Raw genomic sequence first — 17,322 nt, forward strand, 5'->3', positions numbered from 1 at the left:
TCTCTTTCTTGCCAATCTACAGATATATTACCACCTTTTTATGGAAGCATGTCGATTAAACGGAAGATTGAAATTTTAGCGTTCTCATTTTTTTACCTTACTGTGGTAGGTTGGAGGGGTTGCGGGCAAGAGAAAAACCCGCCAATCCTGTGCTTGGAGCAGCTTGGGATTGACGGGTTTTATTCCGCTTTAGCGGTCTTTTTTCGTGTCGATGGTGCTTTCTTCAGTTGGTGACTCTTCCTCTTTCTGGAGGCCTGGCAATGTCGCTGCCGGCGCCTGCTGCGAGGCAGAGCGGTTGACATAGGATTTCAGCAATTCCCCAACGTCGATTCCGGTCATTTCTTTGAGCGGCTCCTGCATGTCGACCATCGTTTTGGTGACACTCTTGCCGAAGGACGGAATGCCCTGGCCGTTGCCGGAATCAATGATTTTCACAGATTCGATATTGCTCAGTGGCAAAGCGACTTTCTCTGCGAAAATCGGCAGCATCTCAATCAGTTTCTCGGTGATGATGACATCGCCGTGCTCTTCCATCGCTTCTGCCAATAGCTTGCGGGATTCGGCTTCCGCTTTTCCTCGTTCGCGGATGACTTCGGCTTCTGCAGCCCCTTCGTCGCGTTTGATCTTGGCTTTCGCTTCCCCGTCGATTACGGCACGGCGGGCGTCTGCTTCTGCAGAACGCGTTGTTTCGTAATAGGTCGCATCCGCTTTGGTTTTACGCACTTTGCTTTCTTCTTCTTCCAGCTTAACAGAGCGTTCCCGCGCTGCGAATTGCATGCTTAGTTCTTCTTCCTGAATTTCCATCGCCAGCTTGGCTTTTTCCAGTTCGTATGACTGTTCAGACTTGGCACGCGCACGCTCGGTTTCTTCTTTGAAGGCAGCGTCTTTCAAGTCTTTTTGTTTTTTTGATTCCGCTGTCGAGATTTGGCGCAGGTATTCTTCTTCTTTCGCTTCCTGGTCAGTTTGCGCGCGGTGAATACGTGTTTCGCGCTCGGTGTTCGCTTCCGCAATTTCAGCCAGCTTACGGACTTCCGCGATCCGCGGCCGACCGAGGTTTTCCAGATAGCCATTGTTTTCATCAGCGTCACGCAAGTCAGTCAAGCCGAGTGACGTAATTTTAAAGCCCATCAAATCGAGCTGTTTCTGGGCGACTTCCTGAACATCCGTGTTGAATTTTTCGCGGTCGCTGTTGATGTCTTCGACCGTCATTTTCGACAAGATGGCACGCAAATTACTGCCCAGCACCTCGATGATTTCCGTTTCGATTTCTTCTTGTTCTTTGCCAAGAAACTGTTCAGCGTAATTGGCGATGCCGTTCAGCGTATCCGCCACTTTGACCATCGCTACAGCGTCCGCAACAATCGGTACCCCGGCATTTGTATAAACACGCGGCGTTGCCAACTTGAGCTGAAACGAAGTTAGGCTGACAGGTGTCGAGGTTTGAAAGCGTCTCAACAGATAACCGCCGCCCCGGATGATTTTCATCGAACGCCCTTCGTCGTCGGTGAAGATGTTCGTATCTTTTGCCGGATCCCCCAGTTTCGGTCCGGTGATGATCAACGCTTCGTTGGATTTTGCGGTGCGGTAACGGATCTTCATCCAGAAAAAATAACCGACACCCGCGATTGCGGCGATGATCAGCAATGCAATAATGACTGTAATGACGCCTAATGATTCCATGTTGCTTCCACTCCTTCTGATATGATGATTGCCTTGATTCCTGCGAGGCAGGAACTTGCCATCAAGCCTTATCTTCCAGTTTTTTCGTCACACACGTGATGGAGGCTTATACTAATAATACGGAAGTCTTATCTAAATGTTTCAAAAAAAGGGAATCTTTTTACAAAAAAACGAAAAACGGGGCCTCTTACGGCCGGTAGCCATAGCCGAAATTAAAAATGAAATAAAAGAAAAAAACCAGCAACGCCGCCGGCAAAAGGCTCACAGCGATCAAAATCCTCGCCGTTATCGTGGGGGCATTCAAAAACCAATTGGCGTAGATATAAATCAAAATACCGATGAACGGCAGCAGCATCAGATTCGATGCGGTCAATGCCCATTGCGAATTTTCATCCCAATAGGCGTCTGGAACCGGAACGATGCCGCTGTATTTTTCATTGATGTGATTGGTCCTGCCGATAAAGAGAAAAGTTAGAGCTCCATAATAAATGATGACCAGACTCTTTCCCCACCAGCTGAAATGCGGATTGGCCATGACGATGATGACAATAGTTCCGACTATGATGAACAGCCATATGAAGTTATCCATGAAAGCCCTCCTTTTAATGCTGGATCTCGATACAACTTCTTTTCTAACAATACGTTCCATAAGGTAATAAGTTCCAAGTTATGCAGCAAAGTGAAATGGATGTTTTCATTTCACTTGATTTGATTTCCAGGCAGGATCGGATAAATTTTTTTGAAACGTTTGCCTGCCTCTGCCGTATTACAAGTATGAGGAGGGGGTGAAAATGACGCCAATGCCACTCCAGCAGTTTATAACAATACGGCGAACTCGACTCAGTATTGATTTTTATGTAGCAAAAAAAAGATCAAAACCATTTGCAGCAGGCATTTCACGGATAGTTTGATACGGCTAAGCCTCAAGTTTCTTGGTCGAAATATATGCTTGAATTACTTAAAAAGGAGGGATGACTATGGAAATCGGTTTATACCTGCTGCTGGCCATCATCGGCAGCGGCTTCCTTCTTCTGGTCGGCTTTGACATCTACCGGAAATCGCAGATCAAACTGGCTGAAATCCACTTGCAGCGCGACAAGCTGGCTTTAGAGCAAAAACAATTGGAGCTGCGCGGGAAAAGCATGTGACAACTTTACATAGTAGAATACAAAAAACACGCTTCAGGCATTGACTGCCTGAAGCGTGTTTTTTCTTTCATTCTCGCGACACTGCTTTGCGCCCAGAACGTTCTCTTGCAAATAAAACCATCCATTCCGCAAGCAACGCCCACTTACCCTCGAAGTTTCCCCGTTTTTATTAACCAAAAGATGCATCCTATCATAAGAAGGACGCCGGTTCCGAGAAAGATTCTGGAAAACAGCTCGAGTCCGTCGGTCGGCGAAGCCATCAACGCCCCGCTGAGGACCAGCAGCGCAATCGCGAAAACCAGCAGAAAAACGCTCAATGCAGTCTTTCTCCCGTTGAACGCCCAGAAAGACAGCTGCAGAAACAGGATCATGCCGGAAATGAACATGATGATGGGAAACAATGGCTCGAATTTTGCCGCGTAGACCAGGTAGTCGATGGTCAGGATATCATCCGCCGAAGTGACCCTCCCGTTCAGCCAATTGGTAAAGACCGCGGAATAAGGCCACTCCCAGGACACATCGTCGAGCTGGCTGCCTTCGTACAAGCTGAAGAAGGTTGCGATTGCGAAAAAGATCAAGGCGCCGAAAAACAGGATGGCTTGCTTGGATTTTTTGTCTGTTCCACTATGCATACAAGTGCTCCTTTACAAAGATTCTTTTGCCTCTACTATATCAATAATTTTCCATATAAAGCAAAAAAAGAAGAAAAACCCAGAGGCTTTTCTTCTTCTTTATTCCATTCAGGTCGGTTCTGCTTCAAACGAGTCGTCGCTGATTTCGCCGACGATTTCTTCCAAAATGTCTTCCATCGTCACAAGCCCTGACATGACACCGTCTTTCGTGGTGATGATTGCCATATGCGTGCGGCTTTGCTGCATTTTAGTCAATACGGTCTGGATGGGTGTGGTTTCCGGAAAGCGTGGCATCTCATGGATGAACGATTCCGGATTTTGTGTGCGGCCTGCCGCCATGCTCGTCAACAGTTCTTTCGTGTTGATAAATCCGATCAGCTGGCTTTTATCGCCATGTTGGGCTACTGGGAAACGGGTATATTCGTGTTTGTCCAATACCTTAAAAAGTTCTGAACGGGTCAGGCGGCTGTCGACTGAGACGATTTCCGCTTTTGGAATCATGATGTTCCGGACAATGCGGTCGTCAAACGCGAAAATATTTTTCAAGTAGGTCAACTCGGTTTGGTTGATTTCACCGCTTTGGAAGCTTTTCGCCATAATCAGCTTTAATTCTTCCTCGGAGTGGGCTACTTCGTGGCCGGCTGGCTTTACTTTGAATAAACGCAGGAGCTGGCGTGCCGAACCATTCATCACCCAGATGAACGGATTCATGATTTTACCGAACCAGTAAAGCGGCGGTGCGAGCAGGAGTGTCATTTTCTCGGCATATTGAATCGCCAATGTTTTTGGCGCCAATTCCCCGATGACCACGTGCAGGAACGTCACGACACTAAGTGCGATTGCGTAGGACAGGAACGTCGACACCGCAGGCGAAACTTCAAAGGTTTCAAACAGCGGGTGCAGCATGCGTTCGACTGTCGGTTCCCCTAATGCACCAAGGGCCAGGGCGGTGACAGTAATACCCAATTGGCAGGCGGACAGGTAATAATCAAGATTATTGGCCACTTCTTTGGCACGTACAGCTTTCTTGTTGCCTTCTGAAATCAGTTGGTCGATTCTCGACATCCTTACCTTCAAGATGGCGAATTCAGCACCGACGAAAAATGCGGTACCGATAATCAGCAACGCCACGAGTATTAAGTTGATCACTATTTGTCCATCCAATTCGTCTCCCTCAAAACGAGGGATTCACCTCCATTAAATTTATAAGTTGAACTGCGGAGAATCGTCTCCACTAAATGAATTAACTCAACTTACCCACTGCACTCTTTCATTTTTTCGAATGTTTATGGAACATCACTTGCTTGATTTGCTGGTTGTCCATCTCTACGACCGTCCACAAAATATTATCTTCCGTGAAGGTTGCTCCGGTCGCTACTTCTCCCGGACTCTTGTAATGGATCCAACCGCCGATGGTATCGATGTCTTCGCTTTCATCAAATGTTAAGCCAAAGCGATCCTCGAGATCCTTCAGCAGCACGCGGCCATTGACCAAGTATTGATTGTCAGCGACTTTGCTGATGTCGGCAACTTCGTCGGCATCAAACTCATCGCGGATTTCGCCAACGATTTCTTCTAAAATATCTTCCATTGTGATCATACCGGCAGTTCCGCCGTATTCGTCCGCCACAAGGGCAATATGGACGCGGGCATTTTGCATGCGCAATAAAGCATCCTGCAGGCCAGTTTGTTCAAAAATGGTCGGCAGTTCCATGACAAAGCCCTCGAGCTGCCATTCGCGTCCAGCAACAATATGCGGAAGCATTTTTTTCGCACTGACAAAGCCGAGAACACGGTCTTTGTCGCCATTTTCTGTCACGGGATAACGCGTATAGTTGTTTTCATCCAGAATCTCGATGATCTCTTCCAGCGGCATATCTTTGTCCAGTGTGACCAGTTCAGTACGCGGCACCATGATGTCTTTGGCCACGCTCTCATCGAATGAAAAAACATTTTCCATATAAGAAAGTTCAGTTTCATTGATGGCTCCGCCTTCAAAGCTCTGCGCCATGACGATTTTCAGTTCTTCTTCCGAATAGGCCGATTCGTGCCCAGCCGGCTGAACGCCGAAAATTTTCAGCAGAACGCGGGCAGCTCCGTTCAACGACCAGATAAATGGCTTCATGACTTTACCGAACCAGTAGAGCGGTGGTGCCAAGAGCAAGGACATCTTTTCCGCAAACTGAATGGCCAATGTCTTAGGTGCCATTTCGCCGACAACAACGTGAAGGTAGGTCACCAGCAGGAACGCAATGGCGTAGGAAGCAGTCGATGCTACAGCATCTGAAACTGCGAAAAATTCAAAAATCGGATACATCAAACGCTCGACTGTCGGTTTCCCGAGTGCTCCGAGCCCAAGCGCTGTTACAGTAATACCGAGCTGGCAGGCAGACAAGTAATAATCCAGGTCGACTGCCACTTTTTTTGCAGTGACTGCCTTTTTATTGCCTTCTGCAATCAATTGGTCGAGCCGTGACATGCGGATTTTAACGACCGCAAACTCCGAGCCGACGAAAAACGCCGTCAAGGCAATCAATACTACTAATAACACTAAATTCAATAAGGTAACTATATCCACGTGTCTTCCCTAAAAAAGGGATTCACCTCCAAAGTTGGTTACAACAAAGCGATCAAGGCGGTAATTGCTGCCAATTGGTGCTCAAGCGCTTTGCTGACATGCGTCTTCACCGTGCTGGGCGCATCTTTCAATTGCTCTTCCAGGCTTGTGATTTTTCGTTGCAGGCATTCGAATTCTTCGTAAACTTCCTCTACCAGCTGCTCCGTTTCCGTATTTTCAGGCGCCTCGAGGATTTTTTTGATTTCCAGAATCGACAGCCGCTGTTTTTTCAGCAGCTGAATGCGTTCGAGCGTCTGCAGGGCAGAAGCTGGATAAAGCCGGTAGTTTGAATCAGAACGTTCACTGTGCAGCAATCCGGATACCGTGTAATAATCGATGGTTCTCGTTGATACCCCGCTCATTTTTGCAATTTCACCAATCTTCATTAAGTCCTTCCCAATGCAGACGCCTCCCTTTTTTATTCTTTTCAACTACCAAAACCATACTGGCTGCTGAAATCCGATTGGATCCACTGCTGTATGCAACTTCTCTTTGTAATAAGAAATAATAGCACAATCTGACAAAAAGTATACAGTAAAACGTGCTGCTTTTACTGGAAATAATTCCTTGTTGAAAAAGCGACATCATTCCGTCAATTTTCCGTTGCGCACGTTTCTTTTCCTTCTATATTAATGAACGTCTATCAACCGGGATTCTTCAGTTTCCCGGACTGACTGCCGGCCAAACGGCTATATCCCTATTACAGCAATTTCTTGCTGGCATCTTGTCCACAGCCACAGGGCTTATCCGTAAAATGGATTTTCGCGTTCGGCAAATAGATTGGAAAAGGAGATGGCGTTTTTGGAATATCAGCTGACTTTGCGCTTAGCCAATAACAACAAGGGATATTCCTGGCTGTTCGAAAGCCCGGAGGATACAATACCGCTGTTTGATGATGTAATAGAAAGATTCAGGCATTACGAAGCGGATGACATGGAGACTTTTATCCTTGAGAAAAAGAAAGAAATCGAAGAGACAGGTTCCAGCCAAGCGGTACAAATCGATGTGACAAAAGTCGAGCCACGCGTGGTCATCCGGTCGGCTTCGTATAAGGAAATGTGGTACGAAGGCAAGTATTTCGACGATATCCTGGAGATCCTGAACGACAAATTGGGCCCGCCTGAGAATGATCAGTTTGAAACGTAAGCACTCTTTGAGGGTGCTTGCTTTTTTTGTGGGGCGATTGATAGGTTTGTTTAGAACAAGAAGATCTTCGGGGAAAAGGTGGAATCCGGGTTGAAATCGTGAACACCCGGGTTGAAACACCGAACACCCGGGTAAACGCCAAAACCAACACCACCCGATCCTCCACAAAAAAGAGCCAGGCAACATCTGCCTGGCTCACTCCTCCTCCCGCGCCGAGAGGGCCTGCTCGACCATCCCTTCCACCTGTTCCTCCCCTTCAACCATCATCGCAACAATCAAATCCGGATTCATTAGGCTGTAGCCGACAAACCAGCCGTTTTGCTCGCCTCTTTCACGAGAGGTTCCGCTCGTGCCGGCGAGTTCTGTGCCCAGCTCTTTGCCAGCATTGCTTAAGCTGATTTTCAGCAACTCAGCGTTCTCGGCGTCGATCAGGTTTTCATTCCATACTTGCTGATCTTCGTCGTCGAGAAGCAGCGTCGGCTTGTAAAGCTTGCCATTAGTCAAAATGGGGCTGTACAGGGACGCCATGTGCAGGATATTGACCTGCATCTGCCCCTGGCCGGAAGCCGTGCCGGCAAGCTGGCCTTCGGAGCCGAACGTGCCGTCCTGCGAAATGCGCGATGGCGTCAGTTCGATTGGAAAAGCGATTTCTTCGCCAAAACCAAAGTTTTCCAGGCCAATCCGGAAATCGTCGTTCGGCATATTGAGCGCCTGTTGGGCAAAGTAAATCGAGTCGGAATAAATTAGCGCTTTGTCCAAATCAATCGGATTTGACACGTCATCGCGTGGCCGGGTGATTCGGTAATCGCCCCAGGAGCGGTAGCGCTGCCACGACTTGCCGGTGATGTCCAAGGCTTCAGCCGGATTGAGCGTCCCGCTTTCCAATCCGATGGCCGCAGTGACCGGCTGCATCACCGTGCCCGGTGCATAAATGGCTGCAAAGCGGTTGAAGAACGGCTGCAGCGGATCGTTGGTGAGCTCCTGGAAGCGGCTGTTGGTGATGTTCGGTATAAATTCATTGGGATCAAAGCCAGGCGAGCTGACCAGTGCCAAGGTTTCACCGGTATCCGGATCGATGGCGGCACTGGTTCCCGCCTGTTCGCCCATTGCGCCGTACAGGGACTGCTGCAGTTCAGCATCAATGGTCAGCGCCACCGTTTCACCTGGCAGGGGTTCATTGTCCACGGATGTGATGATGGCATTTTCCTGCTGCTTTTTCAGAATGATGCGCCCGCCTGCTTTCCCGCGGAGCCGCTCCTGCAAAATTTCTTCCAATCCCTGCCGGCCGACCATTGTTTCCGTCGAATAGCCCTGGCCGCTCCACGCGTCCAGCTGCTCTGCAGTAATCGGACCCATATAACCGCTGATATGTGACAGCGCTCGTCCATACGGATAATTGCGCATTGCCACTTCTTCATGCGTCGTGCCGCGGATCGTGAACAGCTCGTCCAGCGTGGCTTGGTCTGCCTTGATCTGCGCAATCGGCACGAGGTAATGCGGCTCTACCCATGACTGATTGAGTTTGTCGTCAACAGCCTGCTCACTCATGCCCAGCAACTCTGCCAGCTGCTGCTTTTTGGAAAGGTCGAAGTTTTCCGGAATGACACGGACTTCGTAACCGGTGCTGTTGGAAGCAATCGCGCTGCCGTTGCGATCGACGATTTCCCCGCGCGGCCCTTGAGTTACATCAGTCGACACCTGATCGCCCGCCTCCAGATTCGGCACAATAAAAGACGGATCCCATTCAACAAACCAGTCTTCCACTTCTCCGTGCGATTCATACAGCAGCGTCAACGTCTTTTCAAATTCCACCGGACCGATGATGGTATCAAACGCCACTTGAATCGGAAAATCCGCCGGCTGTTCTTGACTCCATTCCGCGTCTTCTGCAGGTTCCGTATAGGTGACCTCCAGATTGTCGATTCCCAGCTGCTCGTGGAGCTCCTGCTGCCAGGTGACAAAACTCGCCTCCCCGTAAACGGATTGTGTGCCCTGGTTCAAATAATTGGTATGCAATCCTGAAAAGTCGCCGCTCTTCCACAGCTCAATAAATTCCGCAACCCGTTCTTCCGGCGACTCGACGGCCTCGGCTGTTTCTTCCATCGGCTGCTCGGGTGCCGGCTCCGCGTCTTCCGCCTGGCACGCTGCCAATACGAGAATCAACAAAAAGAAGATTGCTGGTAATATTCTTTTTCCCATCAAATGACCTCCGCTCTTTTCCTTTCTCCTATTATCGCTTTATTGGCAAAGAATATAAAGACTGAATTTTCTGCATTAGTTAAATCGCGTAGAATAAGGGTGGGGGGAGTGGAAAGCTTCAGGTAGAGAACGATAAGTTTCAGGTAGAAATGTGATAGCTGTTTGTAGAAACCCCAAACTCTCAGCTAGCCCCGCACATTTCCGGTTGAGCGGTGAAACCTTCATGTAGAAAACGATAAGTTTCAGGTAGAAACGCGATAGCTGCTTGTAGAAACCCCAAACTCTCAGCTAGCCTCGCACATTTCCGGTTGACTGGTGAAAGCTTCAGGTAGAGAACGATTAGTTTCATCTAGAAACGCAAATGATGCTTGTAGAAACCCCAAACTCTCAGCTAGCCTCGCACATTTCCGGTTGAGTGGTGAAACCTTCATGTAGAAAACGATAAGTTTCATGTAGAAACACAAAAGATGCTTGTAGAACCCCCAAAATTTTCTGCAAAAAAAAATAGCCAGGCGACGTTCACCTAACTAACTCATGGATTATTTTTTGGTTTTTTCTTTGATTTTATTGGCAACGTCGTCTTTCATGACCATCGCTTTATCCTTATAGGTCGTTGCTTTTTCTTTGTAGTCGTCTTTGTTTTCTTCCCAGTGCGTTTTGCCTTTTTCGATCGACTTGTCTTTTAATTGGTTCAGTTTGTCTAGAAATGCCATCTGAATCATCCTTCCGTTCTTCCCGCCGCCAAAACGGTCAGGTAAACTCCTTTAAGCATACCGTGTTTTTGCCGTAATGTCTAAAAATAGACCATATGGACGACTCTTCAGGTTGGAATAAAAATAAAACCTGGTTCGAAAAATGGCGTATACTTTATATACATAATTTGAACTGATGCTCTTCTAAAGCAAAAATAAGGCGGTGCTCCATGTTTGAACAAATGAAGGCGCGTTATTTGATCTTGTATTCTGTCCTGGGGATGATTGCCACATTGATTGCCTTGATCGTCCTGGATGTCAGTGACATGGCTTTTGATGTGATCAGCCAAGTGGTGCTCTACGTTGCGGTGCCTGGAATTTATTTTGGCTATTATTTCCGTAAGCACAATGCTTCCGTTTGGAACGTGTTGTCTTTTGGCGGCATCCACAAATGGCTGCCGGCTTTATTCGCCTTGGTGGTGATGTCGATCGCCTTTTCGCTCAGCATGTTCTGGTTCCAGCTGTTTATGCTGGCGCCGGTTGCGCCGTGGCTGGTCGATTTCATGCTGGAGGAGTTTCCGATACCGGATACCCCCTGGTACGTCATCTTCACCGTTTTCACCATCGCGATTTTGGCACCGGTCGTCGAGGAGTTTATGTTCCGCGGCGTACTGCTGAAGCGCCTGATCGGCAAGACCTCGGTATGGGGCGGGATTTTGATTTCCAGCCTGCTGTTCGGTGTGCTGCACCTTGATGTCATCGGCGCGTTCTTGTTTGGCGTTGTCGCGTCTCTGCTGTATTTGCAAACCAACAATTTGCTGGTGCCGATCCTATTGCACATCATCAATAACTCCTTGGCAGCGGTTGCCATGTTCCTGGCACCGACCTGGCCGGAATCGATCGCCATTTTCGATCTGGCGGATGTCTACTCGAAAGCGGCGCCGAATGCGATTGTCCTAAGCATCAGCGCGGTGCTGTTGATTGGCGCCATTTTCTGGCTCGCGCGCGGCCTGGATACCCGCAAAAGACCAGAAGCTGAAACCATACATAAATAGAAAAAAGGTCCTCCGCGCACAAACTGCGCGGAGGACCTTTTTGCGTTTTAGACAGCCACTTTCTCTGAAAACTGGCTGTGGTAAAGATCAGCGTAGAAGCCGTCTTTGTCGAGAAGCTGTTGGTGCGTGCCTTGTTCGATGACTTTCCCTTGGTCCATGACGAGGATCAGGTCGGCGTCTTTAATGGTCGACAGGCGATGCGCGATGACAAAGCTTGTGCGTCCTTCCATGAGCCGGTTCATGGCCTGCTGGATCAAGATTTCGGTCCGTGTGTCGACACTCGACGTTGCTTCATCCAAAATCATAATTGGGGGATCGGCGAGAATCGCACGGGCAATGGTCAGCAATTGCTTTTGCCCTTGTGAAATATTCGATACTTCCTGATTCAGCACTGTATCATAGCCATCCGGCAAGGTGCGGATAAAATGATCGGCGCGGGCCGCTTCAGCCGCAGCAAGAATTTCTTCTTCAGTGGCACCGTTTTTTCCATAGGCGATATTGTCACGGATTGTGCCGTTGAACAGCCATGTATCCTGCAGCACCATGCCGAAGTTTTGGCGCAGCTTATGCCGCGACATTTCCCGGGAATCAAGACCGTCAATCGTGATGCGCCCGCCATTCAATTCGTAAAAGCGCATCAATAGATTGATCAAAGTTGTTTTGCCGGCACCGGTTGGCCCGACGATTGCGACCGTCTGTCCTGGGCGGACGTCGATATTCATATTCTCGATCAGCAAATCTTTGCCATAGCCAAAGTCGACGTCTTCAAAAGCAACGGCGCCTTTCGCACGTGCCAGGACAGAAGTTGTCACTTCCTCGACTTCCTCCTGCTCATCCAGCAATTCAAAGACCCGCTCAGCGGCGGCAACCGTTGACTGGATGATGTTGGCGATGTTCGCCGTTTGAGTGATCGGCTGCGTAAATTGCTTGGAATATGTGATGAACGCCTGAATATCACCAATGGAGATGGCACGCTGCGTCACCAGGATCCCGCCGACAACGCTGATCAGCACATAGCTCAAGTTGCCGATCAAGGTCATCATCGGCATAATGATCCCCGAGATAAACTGGGCTTTGCGCCCCGCATCGTACAGTTCTTCATTGACGGCATCGAATTGTTCGTTGGATTTTGCTTCGTGTCCGAACGCTTTGACGACCTGGTGGCCCGTGTACATTTCTTCCACATGGCCGTTCAGGCGTCCAAGGTTTTTCTGCTGGCTGCTGAAGTATTTCTGGGATCTTTTCAAAATCGGTCCGATGACGAACAGAGACAGCGGCAAAGAGACGACCGCGATCAAGGTCAGCAAGGGACTGATCGTCAGCATCATAACGAGAATTCCGACGATGGTGACAATCGAGGTGATGAATTGCGTCAAGCTTTGCTGCAGCGTGCTGCCGATGGTATCGATATCGTTGGTCATGCGGCTCAAAGTTTCACCGTTTGGCCGGCCATCAAAATACATCAGTGGCAGTTTTCCCAGTTTTTTGTTGACGTCCTGGCGCAGATCATAGACCGTGTCCTGCGCTACCGTCGACATCATGTACTGCTGGATATAGCTGAATAAACTGCTGAACAGATATAGTCCGGCAAGAATTGCGAGAATCTGGCCGATGACACCAAAATCGACGCCGCCGCCCGGAACGCCTTGCAATTGGCCATATGCGCCTTCGAACAATTCGGTGATCGCCATCCCCATGATCTTTGGTCCGACGATGGCGAATACGGTACTAAGAATTGCGACCAGGAAAACGGCTGCCAGTTTTTTGCGGCGCGGTTTTAAATAAGAAACAAGGCGGCGGAATGTTCCTTTGAAATCCTTGGCTTTTTCCGCCGGCATACTTGCTCCGCCATGTGGAGGTCCCATTCTGCTCATGCGATTTCCTCCTCTGACAGCTGGGATAAGGCAATTTCGCGGTAGACCTCATTGGATTCGAGCAGTTCTTTATGCGTGCCCATCCCGACCACTTTGCCTTTTTCCAACACGATGATGCGGTCCGCATCGACCACTGTGCTGACGCGCTGTGCGACCAGCAATACGGTGGCATTTTTTGTTTCGTTCTTCAAGGCTTTGCGCAGCTTGGCATCGGTTTTAAAATCGAGCGCCGAAAAGCTGTCGTCGAAAATATACAAGTCCGGCTTACGGATCAATGCCCGAGCGATCGACAGGCGCTGCTTCTGCCCACCTGATAAGTTAGAGCCGCCCTGCTCGATTTCCGCTGCGTAGCCGCCTTCGATTTGATTGATAAACTCTGTGGCCTGCGCAATAGATGCCGCATGGTCCATTTCCTGCTGGTTGGCATCTTGTTTGCCAAAGCGGATATTGTCTGCAATCGTTCCGGTGAACAAAATCGATTTCTGCGGCACAAAGCCGATTTTCGACCGGACTTCCTGCTGCGAAGCTTCCCGGATATCGACGCCGTTGACGCGAATTGTTCCGCTCTTGACGTCGTAGAAGCGCGGCACCAAGTTGACCAGTGTCGACTTGCCGGAACCCGTCCCACCGATCAAAGCCGTGATTTCTCCCGGTTTGGCGGTAAAACTGATGTTTGACAGCGCCGGTTCTTCCGCTCCTGGATAATAGAAGGAAACGTCTTCAAACTCCAGCGTGCCGCGTCTGCGGTCAGCTTTGGCGGTGCCATCGTTCGTGAAGGCCGGTTTCATTTCCAGCACTTCGTTGATGCGTCTGGCCGATACCGCTGCACGCGGAACCATGACGAACATGAATGATGCCATGACCAATGCGAACATGATCATCATGACGTATTGGATAAAGGCCATCAAATCCCCGATCTGCATGGCGCCGTTATTGATGCGGATGCCGCCGAACCAAATGACAGCGACAACGGTCATGTTCATGACCAGCATCATGACCGGCATCAGGAAAGCCATGACTTTATTGACTTTGATGGAGACGTCGGCCAGTTCACGATTGGCTCCTTGAAGACGCGCTTTTTCCTCCGTCTCTCGGTTGAATGCGCGGATGACGCGGATGCCCGTCAAGTTTTCCCGCACGACCAGGTTCAAACCGTCCAGACGCTGCTGAACCTCCTGGAACAAGGGCATCCCGTATTTCAAAATCAACAGGATCGATATGGCCAATACCGGCATGGCGCCGATGATGACCAGTGACAATTGGGCGTCTTTCGAGACCGCCATGATAACTCCGCCGACCAGCATGATCGGGGCGCTGATGACCATGCGCAGCATCATGATGACCACTTGCTGCACTTGAGTGATGTCGTTCGTGGTGCGTGTAATCAGTGATGCGGTTCCCACTTCATCGAATTCCTGCAGCGAAAATTGGCCGACATGCTTGAAGACTTTCTGCCGCAGGTCGCGGCCCATCCCCATCGCCGCTTTGGCCGAATAAAAACTGGCAAAGACCGCTGCGATAGCGCCGATTGCAGAAACCACCAGCATCCATCCGCCGATTCTCCAGATATACGGAATATCGCCTTTGATGACGCCGTTGTCGATGATGTCTGCCATCAAGGTCGGCAGGAACAGCTCCGCAATCGTTTGGCCGAAAACCAGGACGACTACCGTCAGCACGACCCATTTATAAGGGCTCAGGTTTTTCAGGATTTTGATCATTTTACAGCCACCTCTAATTCCACTCTTGTTAAATATGCCGAGATTTTTTCGTGCGCTTGGAGCAGTTCGTCCATCTGCTCGGCCGTCAGCTGCTCACTGGCTGCCTTGAACACCTGATGCAGCCCGTCTTCCTGGAGATGGAGCTCTTCTACCAAAGCCCGGCCTTTTTCGCTCAGCGCCAGCAGGGTTTCACGGCGGTTGTCCTCTACTTGCTGACGTTCCAGATAGCCTTCTTTGACCAGCCCATCCACCGCTTGGCTCAAGGTGCTTTTCGGCAGAAAGGTCCTCTCCCCAATATTCTTTTGCGTCATTTCACTGCAGCTGATGATGGTCATCAAAATCGAGTATTGCGGAATCGATAGCCCTTTTTCCACTGCTGACTTTTGAATAAAACGCACCATGTTTTTCTGCACATTGGCAAAGGACAGCATCAATTGCATATACGCTTCCATTTCTTTCTTTTCCTTCATTTTATTACACCATCTTTCATTTCCGAACCGTTCCAAATGGAACAATCTCTCGCGATGCCTTTAAGCTACTCCGATTGCTGCAGTTCGTCAACTTTAGAGTTCCGGATTTTCGGCACAATAAAAACACCTCCTGCCAGGGGATTGGCGGAGGTGCGAAGTTTTCAGTAACATTTTTTTATCGTGGCTGCTGCGCTATGCGACCGGCAGCAATCGATCAGCAGCGCCAGCAGTTTGCGGTTCTGTTGGAAGTTTTGCGGCTCGGTCCAGACAGTGCGGAACACCTGGGCGACAAGCTGCTCACAGACGGACGGATCTGAACCGGATTGGCGCGCAATATTCCATATAATCCGGTGGTAGCGGTCGTATAAATCAGACAGTGCCTGTTTTTCACGGTTCAAAATTCCAGTCATCAATTTCTCGTCTATGGTCAATTTGTCACCCCCTCCTTTTGTCATAGCCGTTAAGCAATCATCCTAAACCCAATTATCTCGAAATAAAGACAATAAGTTAGAATAAATAAAAAAACACCAGAAAAACTTTACCGAAGTAGAGTTTTCTAGTGCTATCAGATTACTTTTATTGATGAAGGATGTTTTCAAGCGCTTTATCGAGTGTCGGATAAGTAAATTTAAATCCTTCCTGCTGAAGGCGCTCCGGCAAGATCCAGCGGCTTTTCAGGATCAATTCCGTTTCTGTCCCGATGACCACCGCTCCCATGCTTAGCATCCATTTGGTTGCCGGCAACCCGATTTTCCGGTCCATCGCAATCCGCAATTGCTTCATCAGCTCGCGGTTCGTGACAGGCTCAGGCGAGGTCGTATTTAGGACACCACTGATGTTTTCATGGTCGCGCACAAACAGGATGATGCGGTAAACATCCTCCAGGTGGATCCAGCTGAACATTTGGCGCCCGTTGCCCTGTTTGCCGCCGAGTCCGAAGCGCACCATGTTTTCATAGGGCGCCATAACACCGCCGTCTTTGCCGAGGACAATCGACAAGCGCAATGCCACTTGGCGCGTGTTCGGCAAATTGAAAGTGAACAATGCCTGTTCCCAAGCCTTGCCGACCTCCACCGAAAAGCCGCTGCCGAATTCCCCGTTCGCTTCCGTCATCGGCCGGTCTTCCGCGTGGCGGTATATGGTCGACGTGCTGGAGTTGATCCACAGCGGCGGTGGATTGTCACAGGCCAGAAGTGCTGTGCCCAGCGCTTCCGTCGTCTCCATCCGCGAATCAAAAATCTCCCGTTTATTCGCTTCGGTATACCGGCAATTCACCGATTTCCCTGCCAGGTTGACCAGCATCTCGGCGCCTTCCAACGCCTTGACGATTCCGGTATGGTTGGTCCAATTCAAGTGGTCCGGCTTCCGTGAAATGATGATGACCTGGTACCCCTGGTCTGTAAATTTCCGTTCCAAATATTGCCCGACAAAGCCGGTGCCTCCAGCCAATACGATCTTCTTCATCCCATCACCCATTTTCTGTAAGTTGCTCTCCTGCTATTTGACGCTTGACCTGAATAAAAGATGCGCCTCAGCCAAATTCTTTCTGGTGCTTTTTTTTGCGCATCAAGTAATCTTCGTCTTCCCGGATTTCGTCCCAGCGCTTTTTGAAAATGGCCGCCGACTCGGCTTTCACCGGATCGATTTCCCGTTCCTTGATGCTGCCGTCTTCGTTGTATTTGCGCCCGCCTTTGTAATTGGTGTAGCGGCGTGCCCGCGTATAGCCCATCTGGATAAACTTGCGCGCCATGTCCATTCCCACAAAATCATCCTGCTTGCGGTATTCCTCAAACATCTCCGAAATCTTATCGCACGACTCCTGCGCAATCTCGGGCGTCTTGAAACGCCAATGCGGCAAAATCTCACCCTTATACGGCTCTACCATCAACACGCCCTGCTCGCCCTTGCCCACCCGGTACAGCTCCGGATGCTTGCGCAAATCCAGGTTCTCGTAGTCCAGCTCATAATCAAACGCCATGCAGATCGACTCCTTTTTGCTTTGTGCTTTGTTAGGCTTATACCCTTGATCGGGGCAAGTGAATCCACAGGAAAAGTGATTGTTTGACGATAAAAAGACCGGAGAAAGTC

17 protein-coding genes are annotated in these 17,322 nt (G+C 49.5%); 3 read left to right on the forward strand and 14 right to left on the reverse strand.

Going from position 1 to position 17,322, the window contains the following annotated elements:
- Positions 1-189: 189 nt before the first annotated feature.
- A complete protein-coding gene (locus tag J7I83_RS03925; protein WP_215099381.1) occupies positions 190-1,680 on the reverse strand; it encodes a flotillin family protein in 1,491 nt (496 codons plus the stop codon).
- A 187-nt stretch (positions 1,681-1,867) separates the two neighbouring features.
- Complete coding sequence (locus tag J7I83_RS03930) at positions 1,868-2,269, reverse strand: hypothetical protein (protein ID WP_215099382.1); 402 nt, start codon at positions 2,267-2,269, stop codon at positions 1,868-1,870.
- Positions 2,270-2,657: 388 nt separating this feature from the next.
- On the opposite strand from J7I83_RS03930, the gene J7I83_RS03935 reads away from it, so the two are divergent.
- Positions 2,658-2,828, forward strand: a complete 171-nt coding sequence (locus tag J7I83_RS03935; protein WP_215099383.1) for a hypothetical protein — start codon at positions 2,658-2,660, stop codon at positions 2,826-2,828.
- A 143-nt stretch (positions 2,829-2,971) separates the two neighbouring features.
- On the opposite strand, the gene J7I83_RS03940 is transcribed toward J7I83_RS03935, so the two are convergent.
- The 4 genes from J7I83_RS03940 to J7I83_RS03955 all read right to left on the reverse strand — a co-directional run bounded on the left by J7I83_RS03940 (position 2,972) and on the right by J7I83_RS03955 (position 6,463).
- Positions 2,972-3,460 carry a DUF4306 domain-containing protein gene (locus J7I83_RS03940; RefSeq protein WP_215099384.1) on the reverse strand — a complete coding sequence of 163 codons (489 nt, stop codon included), beginning with the start codon at positions 3,458-3,460 and terminating at the stop codon, positions 2,972-2,974.
- Positions 3,461-3,568: 108 nt separating this feature from the next.
- Positions 3,569-4,624 carry a hemolysin family protein gene (locus J7I83_RS03945; RefSeq protein WP_215099385.1) on the reverse strand — a complete coding sequence of 352 codons (1,056 nt, stop codon included), beginning with the start codon at positions 4,622-4,624 and terminating at the stop codon, positions 3,569-3,571.
- Positions 4,625-4,730: 106 nt separating this feature from the next.
- On the reverse strand, positions 4,731-6,038 hold the full coding sequence (locus J7I83_RS03950; protein ID WP_215099386.1) for a hemolysin family protein: 1,308 nt from the start codon (positions 6,036-6,038) through the stop codon (positions 4,731-4,733).
- A gap of 38 nt (positions 6,039-6,076) precedes the next feature.
- Positions 6,077-6,463, reverse strand: coding sequence for a MerR family transcriptional regulator (locus J7I83_RS03955; RefSeq protein ID WP_215099387.1), 387 nt, complete (start codon positions 6,461-6,463; stop codon positions 6,077-6,079).
- A 415-nt stretch (positions 6,464-6,878) separates the two neighbouring features.
- On the opposite strand from J7I83_RS03955, the gene J7I83_RS03960 reads away from it, so the two are divergent.
- Complete coding sequence (locus tag J7I83_RS03960; RefSeq protein WP_215099388.1) at positions 6,879-7,223, forward strand: hypothetical protein; 345 nt, start codon at positions 6,879-6,881, stop codon at positions 7,221-7,223.
- A gap of 195 nt (positions 7,224-7,418) precedes the next feature.
- Here the strand turns inward: J7I83_RS03960 and J7I83_RS03965 are convergent, their stop codons facing one another.
- Together J7I83_RS03965 and J7I83_RS03970 are read right to left on the reverse strand one after the other, a co-directional pair.
- On the reverse strand, positions 7,419-9,422 hold the full coding sequence (locus tag J7I83_RS03965) for a penicillin-binding transpeptidase domain-containing protein (protein WP_215099389.1): 2,004 nt from the start codon (positions 9,420-9,422) through the stop codon (positions 7,419-7,421).
- A gap of 539 nt (positions 9,423-9,961) precedes the next feature.
- Positions 9,962-10,135, reverse strand: coding sequence for a hypothetical protein (locus J7I83_RS03970; RefSeq protein WP_215099390.1), 174 nt, complete (start codon positions 10,133-10,135; stop codon positions 9,962-9,964).
- Positions 10,136-10,344: 209 nt separating this feature from the next.
- Between J7I83_RS03970 and J7I83_RS03975 the strand changes: the two genes are divergently transcribed.
- Positions 10,345-11,169 carry a CPBP family intramembrane glutamic endopeptidase gene (locus J7I83_RS03975; protein ID WP_215099391.1) on the forward strand — a complete coding sequence of 275 codons (825 nt, stop codon included), beginning with the start codon at positions 10,345-10,347 and terminating at the stop codon, positions 11,167-11,169.
- A 47-nt stretch (positions 11,170-11,216) separates the two neighbouring features.
- On the opposite strand, the gene J7I83_RS03980 is transcribed toward J7I83_RS03975, so the two are convergent.
- The 6 genes from J7I83_RS03980 to J7I83_RS04005 form a co-directional block, all read right to left on the reverse strand.
- Positions 11,217-13,043, reverse strand: a complete 1,827-nt coding sequence (locus J7I83_RS03980; protein WP_215099392.1) for an ABC transporter ATP-binding protein — start codon at positions 13,041-13,043, stop codon at positions 11,217-11,219.
- A complete protein-coding gene (locus J7I83_RS03985) occupies positions 13,040-14,764 on the reverse strand; it encodes an ABC transporter ATP-binding protein (protein ID WP_215099393.1) in 1,725 nt (574 codons plus the stop codon). The genes J7I83_RS03980 and J7I83_RS03985 overlap by 4 nt, the downstream gene beginning before the upstream one ends.
- On the reverse strand, positions 14,761-15,234 hold the full coding sequence (locus J7I83_RS03990; protein WP_215099394.1) for a MarR family winged helix-turn-helix transcriptional regulator: 474 nt from the start codon (positions 15,232-15,234) through the stop codon (positions 14,761-14,763). Before J7I83_RS03990 ends, J7I83_RS03985 begins: the two co-directional genes overlap by 4 nt.
- 161 nt (positions 15,235-15,395) lie before the next feature.
- Positions 15,396-15,665 carry an RNA polymerase sigma factor gene (locus tag J7I83_RS03995; protein WP_215099395.1) on the reverse strand — a complete coding sequence of 90 codons (270 nt, stop codon included), beginning with the start codon at positions 15,663-15,665 and terminating at the stop codon, positions 15,396-15,398.
- 145 nt (positions 15,666-15,810) lie between these two features.
- Complete coding sequence (locus tag J7I83_RS04000; protein ID WP_215099396.1) at positions 15,811-16,698, reverse strand: TIGR01777 family oxidoreductase; 888 nt, start codon at positions 16,696-16,698, stop codon at positions 15,811-15,813.
- Between the two features lie 67 nt (positions 16,699-16,765).
- Positions 16,766-17,212 carry a DUF4385 domain-containing protein gene (locus J7I83_RS04005; RefSeq protein ID WP_215099397.1) on the reverse strand — a complete coding sequence of 149 codons (447 nt, stop codon included), beginning with the start codon at positions 17,210-17,212 and terminating at the stop codon, positions 16,766-16,768.
- Positions 17,213-17,322: the final 110 nt, after the last annotated feature.

The sequence above is a fragment of the Planococcus sp. ISL-110 genome (assembly GCF_018613575.1).
Taxonomy (GTDB): domain Bacteria; phylum Bacillota; class Bacilli; order Bacillales_A; family Planococcaceae; genus Planococcus.